We start from the raw sequence: 18298 nt of genomic DNA, 5'->3' as shown, positions 1-18298 counted from the left end.
TAAGCTCCTTTCGACTTCAAGCAGAAATGATTATATAAAATGGCACGAGGCGTAATGCCCCGACTCCACTTCGGTGAAGGCGGGTTCTTCGTCCCGGCAGCGCGAAGTCGCATGCGGACAGCGCGGATGGAACGGACACCCGGACGGCGGATTGGCCGCGTTCGGCACTTCGCCGCTCAGCACGATCCGCTCCCGCCTGCTGTCGACTTCGGGCTCCGGCACCGAGGACAACAGCGCTTGCGTGTACGGGTGCTTCGGGTTGTCGAACAACTGGTCGCGCGTGCCGCTCTCCACAATGCGGCCGAGATACATGACGGCCACACGATCGGAGATATGCCGTACAACGCTCAGATTGTGCGAGATGAACAGGTACGACACCTGCGTCTTCTCCTTCAGGTCGCCAAGCAAATTGACGATTTGCGCCTGAATCGACACGTCGAGCGCCGACACCGGTTCGTCGGCAACGATCAGCTTCGGCCCGAGTGCGATTGCGCGGGCGATCGCTATGCGCTGCCGCTGGCCGCCCGAGAACTCGTGCGGATACAGCCGGCTCGCCTGCGCGTGCAGCCCGACGGTGTCCAGCAGCCGCTCGGCGCGAAGCGTCGCCTCCTTGCGGCTGAGTCCGCCCTGCAGAAACAGCGGCTCGGCGATGGCGGCGCCTACCGTCATGCGCGGATTGAGCGAAGCGTACGGGTCTTGAAATACGCACTGCATCTGCTTGCGGATCGGGCGCATCCGGCTCGCCGACAAGCGGCTGATGTCCATCCCCTCGAAGCGTATTTCACCCTCGGTCAAATCAAGCAGACGCAAAATGAGCCTGCCGACCGTCGACTTCCCGCACCCGGATTCGCCGACAATGCCTACCGTTTCGCCGCGGCCTACGGTCAAATCCACGCCGTTCACCGCTTTCACGACGCCCTTTTTCTTCCATTGGCCTCCGACGGCAAAATGCTTGTGAAGGCCTTTCACTTCCAGCAGCGGTGCGTTCACTTCGTCGTTCCCCCCTGATTCGTCTAGCTACGCCAAAATGCATCGAACCTGATGCCCGCCGCCTGCATCGCGCAGCTCCGGCACCTGTTCGCGGCACTCCGGCCGCGCCTGCGGACAGCGGTCGGCGAAGCGGCAGCTTGCCGCATATTGCCCCGCAGGCGGTACGCTGCCCGGGATCGGCACGAGCTTGCGGGCCGTTCCCGTCATGCGCGGCGTCGAGGCGAGCAGCCCCTTCGTATACGGATGCCGCGGCGAAGTGAACAACGTGCGCACGTCGGCGGTCTCCACGATCTGGCCGGCGTACATGACGACGACCCGTGTCGCCATTTCCGCCACGACGCCCAAATCGTGCGTAATGAACAGCACGGACATGCGCGTCTCCGCAATCAGCTGCCGGATCAGATCGAGCACCTGCGCCTGAATCGTAACGTCGAGCGCGGTCGTCGGTTCATCGGCAATGAGCAGCTCCGGCTTGCACGCCATCGCCATAGCCAGCATGACGCGCTGGCGCATGCCGCCCGACAGCCGGTGCGGGTACTCGCGCCGGATGCGCGCAGGCTCCGGGAAACCGACGCGCCTGAGCCAATCGTCCGCCACCTTGGCCGCCTCTTCCTTGCTGACGCCGAGATGGCGCCGAACGCCTTCCGTCATCTGCGTCCCGATCGTGAGCACCGGATTGAGCGACGTCATCGGCTCCTGAAAAATCATCGCCATCTTGTTCCCGCGCAGGCGCGAAATTTCTTTCTTGCTTAGCCCGACCAGGTTTTGTCCGCGGAAGCGGATTTCCCCGTCCGCAACTTCGCCGCTGCGAGGAAGCAGCCCCATGATCGACAGCGACGTTATGCTTTTGCCGCAGCCCGATTCGCCGACGAGCGCCACGACTTCGTTGCTGCCGATCTCAAAATCGATGCCGTCGACGACGGTCCTTTCGCTCTTTCTGTCGCGAAACACCGTCTTTAACGCTTTCACAGAGAGAATGGCCTGTGACAAAACATGCTCACCCGCATTTCTTTCGGATAAAATGTAAACGCTTGCGCCTCAGACAATATTACAATATTATGGTAAATTTGTCATTAAGATTTTACCGATGGTCAACAAGCTGAAATGGCACGGTGTTCAAGGCGAACGCCGTGCCATTTTGCAAGGTGCGAGCTCTATGTGAAGCTTCACTTGCTATAATCCTCGTCCAAAATAGCGAACATCACGTGGTCTTCCCATTTGCCGTTGATGCACACGTTTTTGCGGGCGAGTCCTTCTTTCCGGAAGCCCGCCTTTTCGAGCACCCGGATAGAGCCGATATTGCTCGGCTTCGCCCCTGCCTCGACCCGATGGAAACCTGCTTCCTTGAACGCGAAAGCCAATACAAGAGCGAGCGCCTCCGTCATATACCCCTTGCCGTTATACCGCTGGTCCAGACAATATCCTACCATGCACCTTTGCAGCGGTCCCCGCATCACTTCAAAAAGCGAAGCTCTCCGATCAGTTCGTTCGTATCGTGCAGAAAAATTCCGAAAGAGTACCGCTTATCCTCTTCCCTCTCTTTTGTCCAACGATCGATAATTTTGCTCTGCTCTTCCAGCGTGTAGTACGAGTCGTTGCGCTTAGGCACTACCTGTTCGAACAGCTCCCGGTTGCGCTGCAAAAGGTCCAGCAAGGCAGGAGCGTCATCTGCGCCGATAAATCGAATATATACCCTTTCACCCGCATAACTGCTCATTGTTTTAACAGCTCCTCCGATATAATGTCACTGCCGGACTGCACCTTGTTCACCTTTCTGTTAGACGCACCCTTTCGGAAAAATGTTCCCGCTTCCGCACCGGCAGCGCCGACAACTGTACGGCATAAAGGAGCGAAAAAAGGCAGAAGAAGCGGTCACCCAGGCTTCTTCTGCCTTTTTCCATTCGCTGCGATATCGTCAGACAGGCCGAAATCTTCCCGCTGCCGGTCTACCGGAAGTTCGCATTCTGTTGTACATTTATGAAGGCGGGATTGTATGAAACAGGTCCCGGCCTTCTTTTGCCAGGGGGTAACGATCATGAAGCTGATATCTTGGAACGTTAACGGGTTAAGGGCATGTCTTGCCAAAGGATTTATCGATTACTTCAAGCAAGCGGAGGCTGACATCTTCTGCATTCAGGAGACGAAGCTGCAGGAAGGACAAGTTCAACTCGACTTGGGTGAAGAATATAGGCAATTTTGGAATTACGCGCTGCAGAAAGGATATTCCGGCACCGCCGTATTTTCCAGAATCGAGCCGCTTTCGGTGCGGTACGGTCTGGAGGAAGAGACGGAGCCGGAGGGGCGGATCATTACGCTCGAGTATGACAGCTTTTATCTCGTCAACGTCTATACCCCGAATGCCAGGCGCGATCTGTCGAGGCTGGAGTTCAGGCTGGAATGGGAAGAGCGGTTTCGCAGCTACTTGCTGCAGCTGGACGCCCATAAGCCTGTTGTCGTGTGCGGCGATCTGAATGTCGCCCACCAGGAGATCGACTTGAAAAACGCCAAATCCAACCGGGGCAATTCCGGCTTCACGCCGCAAGAACGGGACAAGATGACCCGGCTGCTGGACTCGGGTTTTACCGATACGTTCCGTCATCTTTATCCCGAGCGTGCGGACGCCTACACCTGGTGGTCGAATATGCCGAAAGTCAGAGAGCGAAACGTCGGATGGCGAATCGACTATTTCCTCGTGTCTTCAAAGCTCATTCCCTGCCTCGTCGACGCGCAGATCGACGCCGCCGTATTGGGAAGCGATCACTGTCCCGTGGTACTGGAAATTGCTTACCAGCCGAAATCCAGCGTTTTACCCGTTTCCACATAAGTTTTGATGTTGCTCAGAATCATAGGCCAGCTCTCTTTGGTACTGTCGTAGGAAGGATGGTTGTCCGGCCACTGATCGTTAAGCAAGGTGAGCTTGGTGCAATTCCCCACCGTCTCGAGCGTGAGCGTAACTCTCGTTTCCAGCTCGGCGTGATTGTCGCGATAGGACGGCCCGGGGTGTTCCGTAAAGCTCATGAGCCGATACGGCTCGTAGGCCAGCACCTTACCGTAAACATGAACCGTTTCGTCGCCGTCGTTGCCGGGGCCGACATATTCGTAAGGAGAGCCTATCTCGAAAGTCGACTTCAGCACGCTCCCGAAAAATATCGCTTTCGTCGCTTCAGGCTTCACGAAAATTTGCCAAACATCCTCGGGCTTTCCATCGATATACATGACATACTTGAGATCCATAACGGTTCCTCCGTTCGGTGGTCAATTGGATAGCGCTGCGCGAACTGCGTCAGACTGCTTGTCTCAAGTATAGAGCGAAATCCGCGTCGGGTATTGTAAAAACGCGACAAGCCGGCTTTGCATTGGAGGGATTGTTCATGAAACGGGCTGCAGCCCAATCCGATAGAGGTATTTTGCGGGCGGAAGCCGGCAAGCAAAAGTTTTCGCTCATGCGCTTCGACCCCGCTCCCGATCTCGCCTGTTTTGTCGAGCAATACTGGGCGATCCGGTGGGACTTGAGGGGACAAGCGCCTTTTCGTCAAGTTATTTTATCTTATCCCAACGTCAATCTGTCGTTCGAGCAAGAACACAAAGGGACTTATGCCGGCATTTACGGCGTCCCGAAAAAAACGTACGCCCGTATCCTGCAAGACGAGGGCGTGGTGCTGGGCGTGAAATTCCGCCCCGGCGGTTTTTACCCGTTCTGGAAACAGCCCGTATCTCTCCTTACCGGACGGATCCTCGATATCCGGGACGTTTTCGGGGCGGGTGCGGATGCGGTGCGGGAGGAAGTGCTCGCTCAGGAGCCGGGGGAACCGATGGCCCGGCTTGCCGAACGTTTTTTGCGGGAACGGCTTCCCCAGCGGGATGACAACGTTGACTTGATTGACCGTATTGTGCAAACCGTCATCGACAACCGGGACATTACCAAGGTGGATGATGTAGCGGCCCGGCTCGGCATAGGCATACGGAGCCTGCAGCGTCTGTTCAGCCGCTACGTCGGCGTCAGCCCGAAGTGGGTCATCCAGCGGTACCGGCTGCAGGAAGCGGCGGAGCTGATGGAAAAGGGCGTCGTCCCTGACTGGTCCGTGCTGTCGCACGATTTGGGGTACTACGACCAGGCGCATTTTATCAAAGATTTTAAAGCCATGATCGGCAAATCGCCGCAAGAGTACGTCAAGGAAATCGGGCACTCGAATAACTAGAAGAGAAAGTAAAAACCCACCTCGAGTTTCTTCGGCCCAAGGTGGATTTATGTACCGTTCATCAACTTGAAGGGACACCCCCCTCCAAGCCATTCGTACAGGCCGAGTGTTGGCGCACTCGGTCTTTTTTCTGTGATTTTAATATAAGCAGTGTGGGAAGTTAAGGAACAGCTGTGAGGTCCTTCCGTTTCATGCTCGCGCACTGTTAAACATAGCGCAAAAGAGCAGCTGAAAGCCGCATGACGCCAAGCGCCACAGCCTTCAATCAGCGTCTGAAACGCCTGTCGCCCTCGCTTTCCCGGCCCCCGTTACTTCACTTTTAACGCCGCTATTTTACGAACCTAGCGAGCTTAGCGGCATTTCTCGAGTTCTCGGCCTCTTAACAAGCTCGCCTTGGCAATTCGGGCATACGCAATTCATATTTTCTGCACACTCATGACAAAAGGTGCATTCATACGTGCAAATATATGCAATCGAATGTCCTGGAAGCTCCTTCGCACATCTTTCGCAGTTTCCTCTCATTTCCAAAGCCATAGAACCCGACCCTTCCCCTCTTTTGGTTGCCAAACAATTTAATCAAACAATTGGTTGCAAGAAAAGAGCCACTTATTCAACAAATTAATGTGCCACTTCGCATTCCCTGTCTATTAGCGCAATCTTGCTGAAACACGATTTGACGGAAAAAATATTGAGTATTAACATATAAGGAATTGCTGTACGTATGGGAATGCGATGAAATGAAGGAGATATATATGCCCGAGAATAACGATTCTTTCCGCCTCAGTATGCAGGCTGACTGCGAGCAATGCTTTGGCTTGTGCTGCGTTGCGCTGCCCTTCGCAGCCTCGGCCGATTTCGCTGTAGATAAAGCCGCCGGACAACCCTGCCAAAATCTGCGATCGGACTTCCGTTGCGGCGTTCACGACAGCCTCAGGGAGCGTGGTTTCCGCGGCTGCACGGTTTATGACTGCTTCGGCGCAGGGCAAAAGGTTTCGCAAATCACCTTCGGCGGGCGCGACTGGCGGCAAGCCCCCGAATCCGCGAAGCAAATGTTCGAAGTATTTCCGATTATGCGGCAACTTCACGAGCTGCTCTGGTATTTGGCCGAAGCGCTGACGTTGCCGCCGGCCCGTTCGATCCATGACGAGCTCCGCTCGGCGCTCGAGGAGACGAACCGCCTCACTCGCCTGGATCCCAACGCTCTCGTGAAATTGGACGTGGCGGCACAACGTGCAAATGTCAATGCCCTGCTCCTGCAAACCAGCGAACTCGTGCGAGATGAAGCCCGGCGCAAGGAGAAGGGGCCTCTAAAGCGTCAGAAAACCGTCGGCCGGGGAGTTGACCTCATCGGTGCCAATCTCAGAGGCGCGGACCTCAGATATGCCAACTTGAGAGGAGCCTATCTTATTGCCGCTGACCTTAGAGGAGCCGACCTGAGAGTGGCTGATCTTATCGGAGCAGATTTCCGGGACGCAGACCTTAGCGGAGCCGACCTCACCGGGGCTATTTTCCTCACCCAGGCCCAGCTCAACGCGGCGAAGGGCGATGCCGACACGAAGCTCCCTCCGCCACTCACTCGCCCGGCGCATTGGCCCGCCTTCAGCAAGCGGAGATAAGCCGCAACCGCGTCACCGCCAAAGTCGCAAAACGTTAGGGTTAATGAAAAGAACTCGCCGCCCCGGCATCAAATCCGAGTGCGGCGAGTTCTTTTTGCAGGCTGTTTGCAGCCTGAAGGCAGCCTTACTTTTTCAATATGCCTAAATATTGATGCCAAGGCCCGACGTCCGCCCGGTATCTCTCGGCCATTACCCGCACGATTTGCGCCATGTGCGTTAAATCGTGAACAACCCACGTAGAGATCAACTCTCTTACCTTCACTACGCCGAAAGCGGGGTGTGCCCCCGTCACTTCAAGGCGCGCTTCAGGTTCAACAAGCTTTTGAAGTTTGCTTATATTTAATGTTCGAAGCGATTTAAATTCGAGCAGCTTTTGTTCGATAGTTCTTTCAGGTTTTCCATTCAGATGGGAGTAACGGTCAAATGAAGGGAACGGTTTGCTTTCGCCTTCCTGCAAAATGAACTCTAACCTTGGGATCCAATTGTTTTTCTCTCCCTCGATGAGGTGCCCGATCACTTCAGAGACGTTCCATGTTCCCTCACCTTCATTGCATCGCAACCATCCGTCGGACAAGCCCGATAAAAAATGCTCCAACGTTTGCGGCGTACGCTCCAGAACCTCAATGGCCTCTTTCACCGTAAAGTGCATATAACCGCTCCTTTCCGTGATGAGACCATTCTAACATATATTTCCACGCACTTCCCGTTTTTCCGGCATCTCCGTTAGCTATCGGACGAGCTTAGGGATGAAGGCGGAGACTACTTTCGTGCCCTCGGTAAAGGTTTCTTTTCGGCGGGAAGAGAGGGGGGTTGCAATTAGCCCGCCAAGCTGTTTCCTTCATCGAATCCGAGCATGAGATTCATATTTTGTATCGCAGCACCCGACGCACCTTTACCTAAATTATCGTATCTTGAAATTATCGTTATCTTGTCGTTTTGTCCGAAAACAAAAATGTCCAGCCGGTTCGTATTATTGCATTCGGAAATCATGAAGTGCCCGTCGTCAAGGTAATCTCCCGAATCGTACGGCATCACACGAACAAAACGCTCCGATTCAAAATACGCTGACAATACTTCATGTACATCTTTTGCGGAAGACTTTTTAGGCAAATTCCTGCTGATTAAGGGAACTGACATGGCAATTCCCTGCGCATAATTAGCTTTAACGGGTGTGAATAATGGCTCATATAAAAGCCCTGAATACATCTTCATCTCCGGTAAGTGCTTATGGTTGAGCTGCAACGCATAATGTCTTGGAACATTGAGTTTTTTTGCGGCAGCTAACGATGAATTCTCGTATTCCTCTATGCCGCTTCTTCCAGCTCCGGAATAGCCTGTCACGGAATAGCACGTAACGGGATAATCATTTTGAAGAATGCCCGCTTCAATTAGCGGTCTAACGGTAAGAATAAAGCCGGTTGCATGGCAGCCCGGAACGGATACTCTCGACGCACCCCGTATTAAATCTCTTTGATTTTTTAACTCGGGCAGACCATATACCCAATTCTTATCAGTTCTGAAGACAGTGCTGGCATTAATGATTCTGGTTTTTTCATTTTTCACCAGCGCAATGGACTCTTTTGCAGCCGAATCAGGAAGACATAGGAATACGATATCTGCCCCATTAAGGAATTTACTGCGTTCTTCAGTATCTTTTCTTTTGTCGGAGTCAATCCTGAGAATTTCTATGTCCGATAGTTTTGACAGGTATTCAAAGATCTTCAAACCGGTCGTACCTTCTTGTCCGTCAACAAATACTTTATATTGCATCAAACTCCACCTCCCGCCGGATTGCATATTAATTCGTTATTATGCATAATTATACACAAACCTTTAGCTTCTATCAAATTTCATTTGCCAATAGCTCTCCCCTGCGTTCCTTTACGACGGGAGGTTACTTACCCCGAATAATATGTTTGCAACCCTGCAGAGCTACGCAAAAAAGGGCCGTGAGCAGCCCGCCTCTCGGCAATCCGCCACAGCCCTCATCCCGCGTCCCACGCGGCTTCTCGGCCTTTACTCTTCCCCCGTCGCGATGGGATTCTCGGGGTACGAAATCCAGTCGCTCCAGCTACTTATCCCCCACGAACCCCCATCCGAAATATTTCCAACGCCAAAGAGTAGGTATCGCCATCCATGCGGCGGGAATACCTCGTGGGATACTCAAAAGCAAGAGTTAAACGATCCCCATGGACTACGCTTGGGGGGTCATTAAGAGCAAGAAGCCCGTACACGACGCGGCTCGGAACGCTATGCCTCTTGAACCAAAGCCAACCCCAACCTGAGGACAGCAAGACGCAACAAGCACCCCGAAGAAAATGGCGAACGCCTGGCATTGGGCGTGGATGGACTGATAGAGTGCTGTTTGCAGCTTGTTGAATGGTTGTTTGCAAAGCAGTAACCATTGAACTCCCTCGTTCCCGAGAGCTTCTGCAACCGCCAGCTCCCGATCCAGGATACTACCGACATTGACACGCCCCGCGGCGGGCAGGAGAGTTTCAAGCGCGAACTCCATTAGTACGCTTAGCCTAGGAACACTGTCCGTCAAGGCCTGCCGCTGAACCGCTCGAGCGCTTCCTCGGTAACCGGCGCGAAGAGGTTGACGAGGTTGCCGTCGGGGTCGCGAAACAGTGCAGAGCGGTTCCCCCATGGCATCGTGGTCGGTTCCTGTACCCACTCGTCGACAAGCGGCTTCAAGCGCGTGTACTCGGCATCGACGTCGTGGACGCGAAACTCGATGATGACGGTGTGGTTGTCGGCCGCGCGCGCGGAACCAGCGCCGAACAGTTGCACCGTCTGGGAGTGGCCGATCGCCAGGGTACACGAAGGCAGAACGAACTCAGCGAAGACAGGCGCGGGGCGCTTCGCCGAAACACCCGTGACTTTCTCATAGAACACGACGAGTCGATCCAAGTCGTCGGTAATGATCCGTACAGAAGCGAAATTCACGAGACATCATCCTTTCCATAATGGAATTATACGCTACGATACCGTATCGTATCATATTGACCTGTAAAATACAAGTGGCCGTATGACTAACAAAAATGGTGCTCGAAAACAATTCGTTGCCTCACAGAAGCACAAACAAGGTGTGCTGTAATGGCAAGCCGAAATCCCCGGCGTCAAGTCCAGGAGGAGATGCCGTTGAACGAACGTCAATCTGAGTGACGAGAACTCGCCCACTTGCAAAATCGTCTCTGGGACCCGGCGCCAAGTTTGCTTCCATGGTATAATGTGAAGGAATTTTTATTTTAAAGCAACGAATCCCAGTTTAAGTACTTTTATGTTGGAGGGAAGATGGTGACTACGTCTAAGAAATCTGAACGGGTGCCGTCGGCCAATATGATTAGACGCGTCGAGCGTTCACGACATACCGTCCTGACCACTGCGTTTGAACTGCTCAGCGAAGGCGGTGTGGCTAGCTTCAGCGTCGACGAGGTGGCGCGTCGTTCCGGAGTCGCGAAGACGACCATCTACCGCCACTGGCCGACGCGGGAAGCACTGGTGATCGACGCCTGTTCACGGATGATTGCCGAGCAGGAAACGCCCGACACCGGCTCACTCGAAGGTGACGTCACGGCTATCCTGGTGGAAATCGCGCATCTGCTACCGACGGCGAATTGGTCCTTCGTCCTGCCGTCAATTGTCGACACCGCCGAGCGCAATCCGGAGTTCGCGGAAATCCACAGTCGGATTCAGCGCGGACACGCCGCCCCCCTGCGAGAGGTCCTGCATCGCGCGGTAGGCAGGGGCGAGCTGTCGGCAACAGCCGACGTGTCAACGATCGTTGCAGCCCTGCTGGGGCCGCTCTTCTACCGCCGCTGGTTCTCACGCGAACCGATCGACGACCAGTTCGTAAAGGCGATCATCAAACGCGTACTCGCTTCACTTTAGTACGTGACGCCTACCACTGCTTGGCCGGACATCGATGGCGGACCAGCGAATATCTGTTTTGCGCGCCCACAAGCTTCGGCATCCTGACGCAACGCGATCAAACCCTCTTGCTGGTGGTTGTAGGGTCGCTATTGCAGTAACCTGCCAGCTAGCTTATCGGCCTTTCTTCAAACAATACAGAGATTGCTTGTCCGCTTGGATTTTCAGAATTTGCAATTATTAAAAACGAACAGAAGTAACGCCGCCATAGTTTTGGCGGCCTTTTTGCACTCTTTTTGAGAGGAGCGTTTCATATGTCCACAGCAACACGCGAACGTTTGACTTCCGCTGTGATTACCTTGCACCACCCACTCGATCATTATTTCAAACTCTTCCTTCGTTCGAAGGAAACAGCAGGCTTAAAGCCCCGGACGCTGAGCGATCACAGGACCACTATCGCTACCTGCATTGTTGGCTGGGTGAACAATACCCTACGCTCAAGCTGGACGAACTGACTGCCGACCACGTTCGCCAGTACGTCCAATACATGCAGGTAGAACAAACTTTGTACACGGGACACCCGACCTTGTAACACAACCAAAGGGCTATCGCCTGCTACCCGTAAACATACGCCCCGAACGCTCAAGTGCTTCCTCAAGTTCCTCCCCACGGAAGGTAGGGGCCGGCAACGGAACTCAAGCGAAGCGCTGTCAAATGACCCTTATTCTTGTTACCCGCCAAAGGCGGCCCCGCCCTTGTCTGTGGACGGACGAAAACAAAACTCGCAAGTGTTCAACAACCACCAGACCCGACCGCCTCACTGCGGCTGCCTCCTGGGTTCCTGTAACTGCTTTCTTCGGGTTCTTGTTTGCAAGCTGTTGAACGAGAACGCCAAAAAGGGCCGCAACAGGTCACCAAACAGCAACCTGTCACAGCCCTCCACCCCGCGTCCGATACGGCCTCTCAGCCCTTACTCCTCTCCCGTCGCGATCGGATTCTCCTCATAGCTAATCCAGTCGCTCCAGCTCCCGGCGTACAGCCGCACCTTCGGAAACCCCGCCTCGCTAAGCGCCAGCACGTTCGGGCACGCCGTCACGCCGGAACCGCAATAGACGATCAGCTCCTGGTCCGGATACAGCTCGGCAAAACGTTCCTGCTGCGCCTCCGCCGGCAGCCACCGTCCCGACTCGTCCAAGCTCCCCTTCCAGAAAAAGTTGCGCGCCCCCGGGATATGCCCGGCCACTTTGTCGATCGGCTCTTCCAGTCCAAGGTACCGTTTGCTTTCTCGCGAGTCGAGCAGCACGACGCCGGGCGAACCGAGCTTTTCCTTCAGCTCCTGCAGAGCGATCAGCATATGGCGCTGTACTTTCGGCGAGAATGTCGCAGGCCGCGGCAGCGGCTTCTCAGCCGTTACCGGATAGCCTGCCGCCTTCCAGGCCTTGTACCCTTCGTCCATTACGAACACCTGCTCATGCCCGAGAAAACGCAGCAGCCACCATAGCCGGGACGCCATCGCCCCGCCTTGGTCATCATACGCTACGACCTTCACGCCCGCGGTAACGCCGATTTCGCCGAGCTTGATCGAGAGCGCGCCGAGATCGGGCAGCGGATGGCGCCCGCCGTGCTCCATGACCGGGCTGGACAAGTCCTGCTCCAGATCGAGGTAGAACGCTCCCGGAATATGATCCTGTTCATAAAAGCTGCGCCCTTCTCCCCCCTTGCCCAGCGTAAACCGGCAATCGACGACGACGACGTCCTGACGGGAAAAATGTTCGGCCAGCCAAGCCATGCTGACGATATGCTTCACCTGCAACCGCTCCTCTACTTGTGGAATTCTCGTTCCAGTATAGCACGCTACAAATCGATAGAATAGGTGAGCCAGTTGCCGCGCTGGCCGCCCATTTTTTCGTAAAAACGTTGCGCCCGGAAGTTGTCCGCGGCCGTCTCCCACGACAAATAGGCGCATCCGTCCTGACGGCAAAAATCGCGGATCGCGGCGAACAAATCTTGCGCCGCCCCGCTGCCGCGAAACTCTCCGTCGACGTAAAGGTCGTTCATGATGGCCGCTTTTTGAGCGCGAAGCGTGCTGTACGTATAATATAAAGTAACGAAGCCGATGAGACGCCGCCCGTTGCCGGCACCCGCTTCCGCACCGGCCTCCGGCACTGTCTCGGCGACCCACTGGCGCCCGATCCGGCCCAGCAGCAGCTCATCGACGAGCGCATTCAGCTTGTCGTCATCCGGCCGCGGACAACGGTAAAAGTCGACGATGTAAGCGAGCATCAGCGCCTTCAGCTGCTCGCGGTCCCCCGGTTCTGCAGGGCGAATGCTGTACGATGGGTTCATAATATAATGCAGTCCTCCTGAGGTCTGTAACGAATGAGGTGAATTGTTGTGGTATATAATGGCGATTTATCGCAAGGAGCCGACTGGCAGGTAGTCCATTTCCGTGAGGAGCACGGCCCGGAGGTATGTGCTTGGCGATACGAGCTCCGTACGATACGTACAATTGGACACCGTGGGAAGAAATGCTCGCCCGCAGCGAGGAGTTCGCCGATCCGCAGCTAAGGGACGCGCAGTACGTCGCTGTCGTGAATGGCGCCGGTACGCTTTGCGGCTACGGGCAGCTGTTTCCGTTAACCGGCGAGGACGGCGGCGCGATTTTGCGCCTCGGGCTTGGCCTTAAGCCTGAGCTGTGCGGCCGGGGGAGCGGTTTCGGCACTGCCCTCGTGCGTCTGCTCGTTGCCGAAGCGAAGCGCCGCTTGCCCGGCTGCGGCATCGACCTTGAGGTGCTGACGTGGAACGAACGGGCGATCCGGGCGTACCGGAAAGCCGGGTTCACTATCGTGGACACATATGTCCGCGATACGCCCACCGGGCCGGGCGAGTTTCATTGCATGGTTTACAGCGATGCGTAAGCGGCGTCGAAGGCCGCTGCAGCCGTGAAGTCCAGCTCCGTCAAGCCGCCAGCATGCCAAGACGTCATGCGCAGCGTAACGAGCTTGTAGTCGATGGCGATGAACGGATGGTGGTTCAGCCGCTCCGCCTCCTGCGCCACCGCGTTCACAAACGCCACCGCTTGCAAAAATTCGCGAAAACGAAATTTGCGCACAATCCACTTCTCGTCCTCGCGTGCCCACTCCGGCGCCTTGCTGCCGAGCAGCTCTTCGATTCGCGCTTCCGTCAGCTTCTCCATGTGCCGATCGCTCCTTTACGGATTTTACTAGGATTTGCGGCTATCGCCGGTCGGAATGCCGCCACAGCCGGCGACCGGCTTGGGCGGATGGGCGTTAACGGAACGTCATTCCGCTATCTGCCCATTTCCCGAGTATTTCCCGAAATTAGCGGAATGCCGTTCCGTTAACACGCGGATTTCGGGCAATATCGGGCACCAAAACCGCTTAGGAGTAAAAATAACGGAACAATGTTCCGTTATCGCAAACGGCAAGCGGGCAATCGCCCCCAATAGCGGAACTACAGTACGTTATGCTGATGCATTGGGGCGAGAGGGTGAGGAAACTTCACCCCGGGGCGAAGCGATCCAGCGAGGGCGCCGCAAATTTTAGTTGCAAGCGCACCCAGCCATAACCGCTCCAGCCTGGCCTTACATGAGCGCGTATTGGCCCGCCGCATGATCGGAATGCCCAACACGCACCCGCACCTCTTGCCGCAAAGATACCGCACTCACCAGTGCCATCCGCTCCCTGCCGCTCTCACTGCCCACGCCCGGCGGGCAGCCCGCGGTCGTCGCCCCGCATACTCCCGGCGCTCGATCTCCGCTCCCGGCCGCCTACCCTGTGCGCTCCCCGCTCACCCAGCGCTGCAGCACGTCGAGGAACGCCGCGCCGTAGGAGCGGAACTTCGCCTCGCCGACGCCCTTCACGTTCAGCAGCTCCGCCGCCGTAATCGGTCGCAACTCGCTCATCTCGCGCAAGGTGCTGTCCGAGAACACGATGTACGGCGGCACCTTGTCGCGCTGCGCCAGCTCTTTGCGCAGCTGGCGCAGGCGCTCGAACAGGCCGTCATCGCCGGCAGCCGCCGCAGCGGGCTTGCGGGCGATTTTCTGATAAACGGTTACCCGCCCTTGCAGCACTTCCAACGCGCCTTCCTGCAGCTTGAGCGTCGGATACTGCCCCTCGGACAAGCCGAGATAGCCTTCCGCCACGAGCACGTTGATCAGGTCGGAGATATCCTTCTCCGTGAAATTCCTCATAATGCCGTACGTCGGCAGCTCGTTGAACCGGTACTCCAGCACCTTTTTGGCGCCAGAGCCCTTGAGCACGCTGGCCACCATCGAGATGCCGAACCGTTCGCGCATGCGCTTGATGCAGGAGAAAATTTTTTGCGCTTCGACCGTAATGTCGACCGTCTCCCGGTCGTCCTTGCACGAGGAGCACATGCCGCACGGCTCATCCTCCTGCGTGTCGCCGAAATACTGCAGAATCGCGCTGCGCAAACATTTCGGCGTGTAGCAGAAGTCGACCATCGCCTGCAGCTTTTTGTACTCGTTCGATTTGCGCTCGGGGGAGAGGTTGCTCTGCTCGATGAAAAATTTTTGCGTCAGGATGTCTTGCGCCCCAAACAGCAAAATGCACTCTCCAGGCTCCCCGTCGCGCCCCGCACGGCCGGCTTCCTGGTAATAAGCTTCCATATTCTTCGGCATGTTGTGATGGATGACGTAGCGCACGTTGGACTTGTCGATCCCCATCCCGAATGCGTTCGTCGCCACCATGACGCGGACATCGTCGTACAAAAAGGCCTCCTGAGCCGCAGCCCGCTCGGCGTCGGCCATTCCGGCATGGTACTTGCCGGCGGCGACGCCTTTTTTGCGCAGCATCTCGTACACTTCCTCGACTTCGCGCCGCGTCGCCGCATAGACGATGCCCGGCTGGTGCGAGTGCGCCTGCACGTAACGCGTGATGTAGTCGCGCTTATTTTCGCCGCGCAGAATATGCAGGGCCAGGTTGTCGCGGGCGAAGCCGGTGATCACGATCTCCGGCTGCTCCAGCTCCAGCAAATCGGCGATGTCGCGCTTCACCTCCGGCGTCGCGGTTGCAGTGAAGGCGGCGACGAGCGGCCGCTTCGGCAAGCTGCGCAAAAACGGCGAAATCGCCGTATAGCTCGGGCGAAAATCATGCCCCCACTGCGACACGCAGTGCGCCTCGTCAACCGCGACGAACGGAATGTTCAGCTCGCGCACGCGCTCCCGGAACCAGTCGGATTCGAGCCGCTCCGGGGCGACGTAGAGCAGGCGCAGCCGCCCGCTCTCGGCCTCGCGCAGCACGCGGCCGACTTCGCTGCCGGTCAGCGTCGAGTTGATGGAAGCGGCCGGGATGCCGAGCGTCCCCAGCGCGTCGACCTGGTCTTTCATGAGCGAAATGAGCGGCGAAACGACCAGCGTAAGCCCCTTCATCAGGAGCGCCGGAATTTGGTAGCAGATCGACTTGCCGCCGCCCGTCGGCATAATGCCGAGCGTGTCGCGCCCTTCCAGCAGCGAGCGGATAATGTGCTCCTGCCCGGGGCGGAACGACGTGTAACCGTAATATTGTTTCAGCAGCTTCTGCGCCTCTGTAAGCATGAATAAAAGCTCCTTGCCATTCGGTATCGTCACTCCGTATCATATCACGAAAGCGAGCGGGCCGCCGACCGTTTATTTGGGCCTTTTCCAGCCAAAGCTAATACGTAGGCAAAAGCGAGAAAATCGTGATACACTGAGGGGAAGAGCTTTTTTTGCTTCGTGACGGGGAACACGCGCGGATGGTGCTGTTTTGCAGCGCGGGGGCTCCCTTAAACGTATTAGCCGCGCCTGAACTTCGGCTGCGCCTCGCGCGCCGAACGTGGCGGCGCGAAGCGGAGGTGAACCGGGCGTGCTGAAGCTGCAGCTCCCGAAAAACCGCATCCAATATTTGATTCAGCAAGCCCCGAAGCGCTTCGACGCGGCCGTTCTGGAGCGCGGCTGGGAACATTACCATAAAGGCAAAATCGTGCAGGCCGAGCTGCGCTACGGCACGCTCATCTACGCTTCGGTGCTGGATGGCGACCGGAAGCCGCATGAAGTGACGGTGGACATCGAATCGTTCGAAAACAGCGAATGCTCTTGTCCGCTTGACGACATGTGCGAGCATATCGCCTCGGTCGTGTTTTATTTGTACGCTCCCTACGGACGGCCGGAGCTGCTGCTGGCGGAGCTGAAGCAAGCGACCCTGCAGCGGGCGCGGCTGTCGAAAACGGCAGCGGCCAAAGCGGCGAAGCCGGAATCGCGCGCCCTCCCGCCGGAGCCGAAGGGGCCGGCCGCGGAGTGGCAGCGATTTTTCGAGCAGCGGTTTTATGGGTATTCGGTCTCGCATCAATATTCGATCGAGTCGTTCCGCGACGCCGCCTGGGAGTCGCTGCTGCCGTTCGCCGGAGGCTGGGAGGAGGGGCCGCTGCGGCTGTACCGGCTCCATGTCGTGCTGTTCATGCTGCGCAAGATCGAATATTTTTACTTGGAAACGAAGGCTTCGTATTTATCTTATTATCACGAGACGGGCAGTAAGCAGACGGCAGGGCAATGCGTGGAGATGCTGAAGGAAACGATGCAAGATTTGCCGCCCGCAGTGCTGGCCGGCGAGCGGAAGCTATGGCGGGAAACGCTGGCGCTGCTCAGGGAGTGGGCTTTAAGCGGCAAAGAATCGCCGGTCGATTGGCTGTATGTATACCGTTACTTGTGGCGGCATATCCCGGTTCGGGAATGGCGCGAGGAGGAAGCGGCATGGCTCGACGAGCGGCTCGCGGCCGAGGCTGGGGCTGGCGGGGCGGCTGTTCGCAGGCATACGGCGCTAACGCTTGCCAGGGCGCATTTTGACGTGCTTATGGGTGCGGACGGCGGACAGCTGCCGAAACGTCTGGAGAAGCTGACCGTCATGCGGCCGGGGGACTTTTTTCTGTATTTGCGGGAATCCCACGAGGCCGGCGATACGGAAGGGCTGCTGCGCTGGCTGCGCTGGTTAAAGCCGGCGATGCCGACCGCGTCGCACGACGATTTCCGCACGCTGTGCCAATATTGGACGGATGCGGTGAAGCATCAGGAATCGGACGCGGAATGGGTAGAGACGATGGAATCGCTGCTGCCGCGTTCGTACTATTATTACACGGCGTACTTGCTGCAGACGCAGCGCTACCGGCAATGGGTCGACCTGCAGCTCTCGAATCGGATTTCGCCTCTCAACTTGTATGCGGCAGAGCTGAAGGCGGTTGAGCAGCACGACCCTGCGCTGCTGTTGCCGCTATATACGCAAGCCGTCGAGCGGGCGGTGCTGGAGAAAAACCGCACGTCCTACAAAACCGCCATCAAGCTGCTGAAAAAGCTCCAGGCCTACTACAAGCGGCTCGGCCGCGAGGCCGAATGGGAGCGCTATGTGCACCGTCTGGCCATGAAGTTTGCGCGGTTGCGGGCGTTTCAGGAAGAGCTGAAGCGGACCGGATATGCGGTGCCGCCCACACGGTAATGCGAAGCTGGTGTGGGGCTGGCCAAGTGGACGCGCGGGGCGGCATGTGCAGGCTTCAACAGTGACTCGACGGTCGCTGATATAGTAGCACCGGGAATGTGACGGATACAGACACCTGCGACAGTTGGCGGGT

The 18298-nt window shown here is 56.7% G+C and carries 17 protein-coding genes and 1 pseudogene; 6 read left to right on the top strand and 12 right to left on the bottom strand.

Annotation, left to right across the window (positions count from 1 at the left end; translation table 11 throughout):
• Positions 1 to 30: 30 nt before the first annotated feature.
• The 3 genes and pseudogenes from SD70_RS18335 to SD70_RS18325 all read right to left on the bottom strand — a co-directional run bounded on the left by SD70_RS18335 (position 31) and on the right by SD70_RS18325 (position 2707).
• A complete protein-coding gene (locus SD70_RS18335) occupies positions 31 to 990 on the bottom strand; it encodes an ABC transporter ATP-binding protein (protein ID WP_041048981.1) in 960 nt (319 codons plus the stop codon).
• Positions 991 to 1017: 27 nt separating this feature from the next.
• Positions 1018 to 1980, bottom strand: coding sequence for an ABC transporter ATP-binding protein (locus tag SD70_RS18330; RefSeq protein WP_041048980.1), 963 nt, complete (start codon positions 1978 to 1980; stop codon positions 1018 to 1020).
• A 176-nt stretch (positions 1981 to 2156) separates the two neighbouring features.
• A pseudogene (locus SD70_RS18325) lies at positions 2157 to 2707 on the bottom strand (GNAT family N-acetyltransferase).
• Between the two features lie 318 nt (positions 2708 to 3025).
• On the opposite strand from SD70_RS18325, the gene SD70_RS18320 reads away from it, so the two are divergent.
• Positions 3026 to 3814: an exodeoxyribonuclease III gene (locus SD70_RS18320; protein WP_052487600.1), complete on the top strand. Its 789-nt coding sequence runs from the start codon at positions 3026 to 3028 to the stop codon at positions 3812 to 3814.
• On the opposite strand, the gene SD70_RS18315 is transcribed toward SD70_RS18320, so the two are convergent.
• Entirely contained in the window at positions 3775 to 4224 is a 450-nt protein-coding gene (locus tag SD70_RS18315) for an SRPBCC family protein (protein ID WP_041048979.1), read from the bottom strand. The genes SD70_RS18320 and SD70_RS18315 overlap by 40 nt on opposite strands.
• 137 nt (positions 4225 to 4361) lie before the next feature.
• Here SD70_RS18315 and SD70_RS18310 point away from each other — a divergent pair, with 137 nt between their 5' ends.
• On the top strand, positions 4362 to 5189 hold the full coding sequence (locus tag SD70_RS18310; protein ID WP_041048978.1) for a helix-turn-helix domain-containing protein: 828 nt from the start codon (positions 4362 to 4364) through the stop codon (positions 5187 to 5189).
• Between the two features lie 333 nt (positions 5190 to 5522).
• On the opposite strand, the gene SD70_RS35000 is transcribed toward SD70_RS18310, so the two are convergent.
• The gene (locus SD70_RS35000) at positions 5523 to 5711 is read right to left on the bottom strand and encodes a DUF1272 domain-containing protein (RefSeq protein WP_331436813.1); all 189 of its coding nucleotides are present in this window, start codon (positions 5709 to 5711) and stop codon (positions 5523 to 5525) included.
• A gap of 215 nt (positions 5712 to 5926) precedes the next feature.
• Here SD70_RS35000 and SD70_RS18305 point away from each other — a divergent pair, with 215 nt between their 5' ends.
• Complete coding sequence (locus tag SD70_RS18305; RefSeq protein WP_041048977.1) at positions 5927 to 6805, top strand: pentapeptide repeat-containing protein; 879 nt, start codon at positions 5927 to 5929, stop codon at positions 6803 to 6805.
• A 124-nt stretch (positions 6806 to 6929) separates the two neighbouring features.
• Here the strand turns inward: SD70_RS18305 and SD70_RS18300 are convergent, their stop codons facing one another.
• The 3 genes from SD70_RS18300 to SD70_RS18285 form a co-directional block, all read right to left on the bottom strand.
• Complete coding sequence (locus SD70_RS18300; RefSeq protein WP_041048976.1) at positions 6930 to 7454, bottom strand: DinB family protein; 525 nt, start codon at positions 7452 to 7454, stop codon at positions 6930 to 6932.
• Positions 7455 to 7621: 167 nt separating this feature from the next.
• Positions 7622 to 8575 carry an N-acetyl-gamma-glutamyl-phosphate reductase gene (gene argC, locus SD70_RS18295; protein WP_041048975.1) on the bottom strand — a complete coding sequence of 318 codons (954 nt, stop codon included), beginning with the start codon at positions 8573 to 8575 and terminating at the stop codon, positions 7622 to 7624.
• A 774-nt stretch (positions 8576 to 9349) separates the two neighbouring features.
• Positions 9350 to 9754, bottom strand: a complete 405-nt coding sequence (locus SD70_RS18285; protein ID WP_041048973.1) for a VOC family protein — start codon at positions 9752 to 9754, stop codon at positions 9350 to 9352.
• 393 nt (positions 9755 to 10147) lie between these two features.
• Here SD70_RS18285 and SD70_RS18280 point away from each other — a divergent pair, with 393 nt between their 5' ends.
• Entirely contained in the window at positions 10148 to 10699 is a 552-nt protein-coding gene (locus SD70_RS18280; protein ID WP_041048998.1) for a TetR/AcrR family transcriptional regulator, read from the top strand.
• Between the two features lie 949 nt (positions 10700 to 11648).
• Here SD70_RS18280 and SD70_RS18275 read toward each other — a convergent pair.
• Both SD70_RS18275 and SD70_RS18270 read right to left on the bottom strand, forming a co-directional pair.
• On the bottom strand, positions 11649 to 12485 hold the full coding sequence (locus SD70_RS18275) for a sulfurtransferase (protein ID WP_041048972.1): 837 nt from the start codon (positions 12483 to 12485) through the stop codon (positions 11649 to 11651).
• A 47-nt stretch (positions 12486 to 12532) separates the two neighbouring features.
• Complete coding sequence (locus tag SD70_RS18270; RefSeq protein WP_041048971.1) at positions 12533 to 13024, bottom strand: GNAT family N-acetyltransferase; 492 nt, start codon at positions 13022 to 13024, stop codon at positions 12533 to 12535.
• Positions 13025 to 13155: 131 nt separating this feature from the next.
• Between SD70_RS18270 and SD70_RS18265 the strand changes: the two genes are divergently transcribed.
• Entirely contained in the window at positions 13156 to 13596 is a 441-nt protein-coding gene (locus SD70_RS18265) for a GNAT family N-acetyltransferase (protein ID WP_331436812.1), read from the top strand.
• Here the strand turns inward: SD70_RS18265 and SD70_RS18260 are convergent.
• Entirely contained in the window at positions 13581 to 13874 is a 294-nt protein-coding gene (locus SD70_RS18260; RefSeq protein ID WP_041048970.1) for a 4a-hydroxytetrahydrobiopterin dehydratase, read from the bottom strand. The genes SD70_RS18265 and SD70_RS18260 overlap by 16 nt on opposite strands.
• 594 nt (positions 13875 to 14468) lie before the next feature.
• Positions 14469 to 16256, bottom strand: a complete 1788-nt coding sequence (gene recQ, locus SD70_RS18255; protein ID WP_041048969.1) for a DNA helicase RecQ — start codon at positions 16254 to 16256, stop codon at positions 14469 to 14471.
• Positions 16257 to 16545: 289 nt separating this feature from the next.
• Here recQ and SD70_RS18250 point away from each other — a divergent pair, with 289 nt between their 5' ends.
• On the top strand, positions 16546 to 18165 hold the full coding sequence (locus SD70_RS18250) for an SWIM zinc finger family protein (RefSeq protein WP_041048968.1): 1620 nt from the start codon (positions 16546 to 16548) through the stop codon (positions 18163 to 18165).
• Positions 18166 to 18298: the final 133 nt, after the last annotated feature.

The sequence above is a fragment of the Gordoniibacillus kamchatkensis genome (assembly GCF_000829455.1).
In the GTDB taxonomy this organism is placed as follows: Bacteria; Bacillota; Bacilli; order Paenibacillales; family NBRC-103111; genus Gordoniibacillus; species Gordoniibacillus kamchatkensis.
Note: the sequence above shows the minus strand (reverse complement) of the source record. Positions and strands in the feature narration are given on the sequence as shown.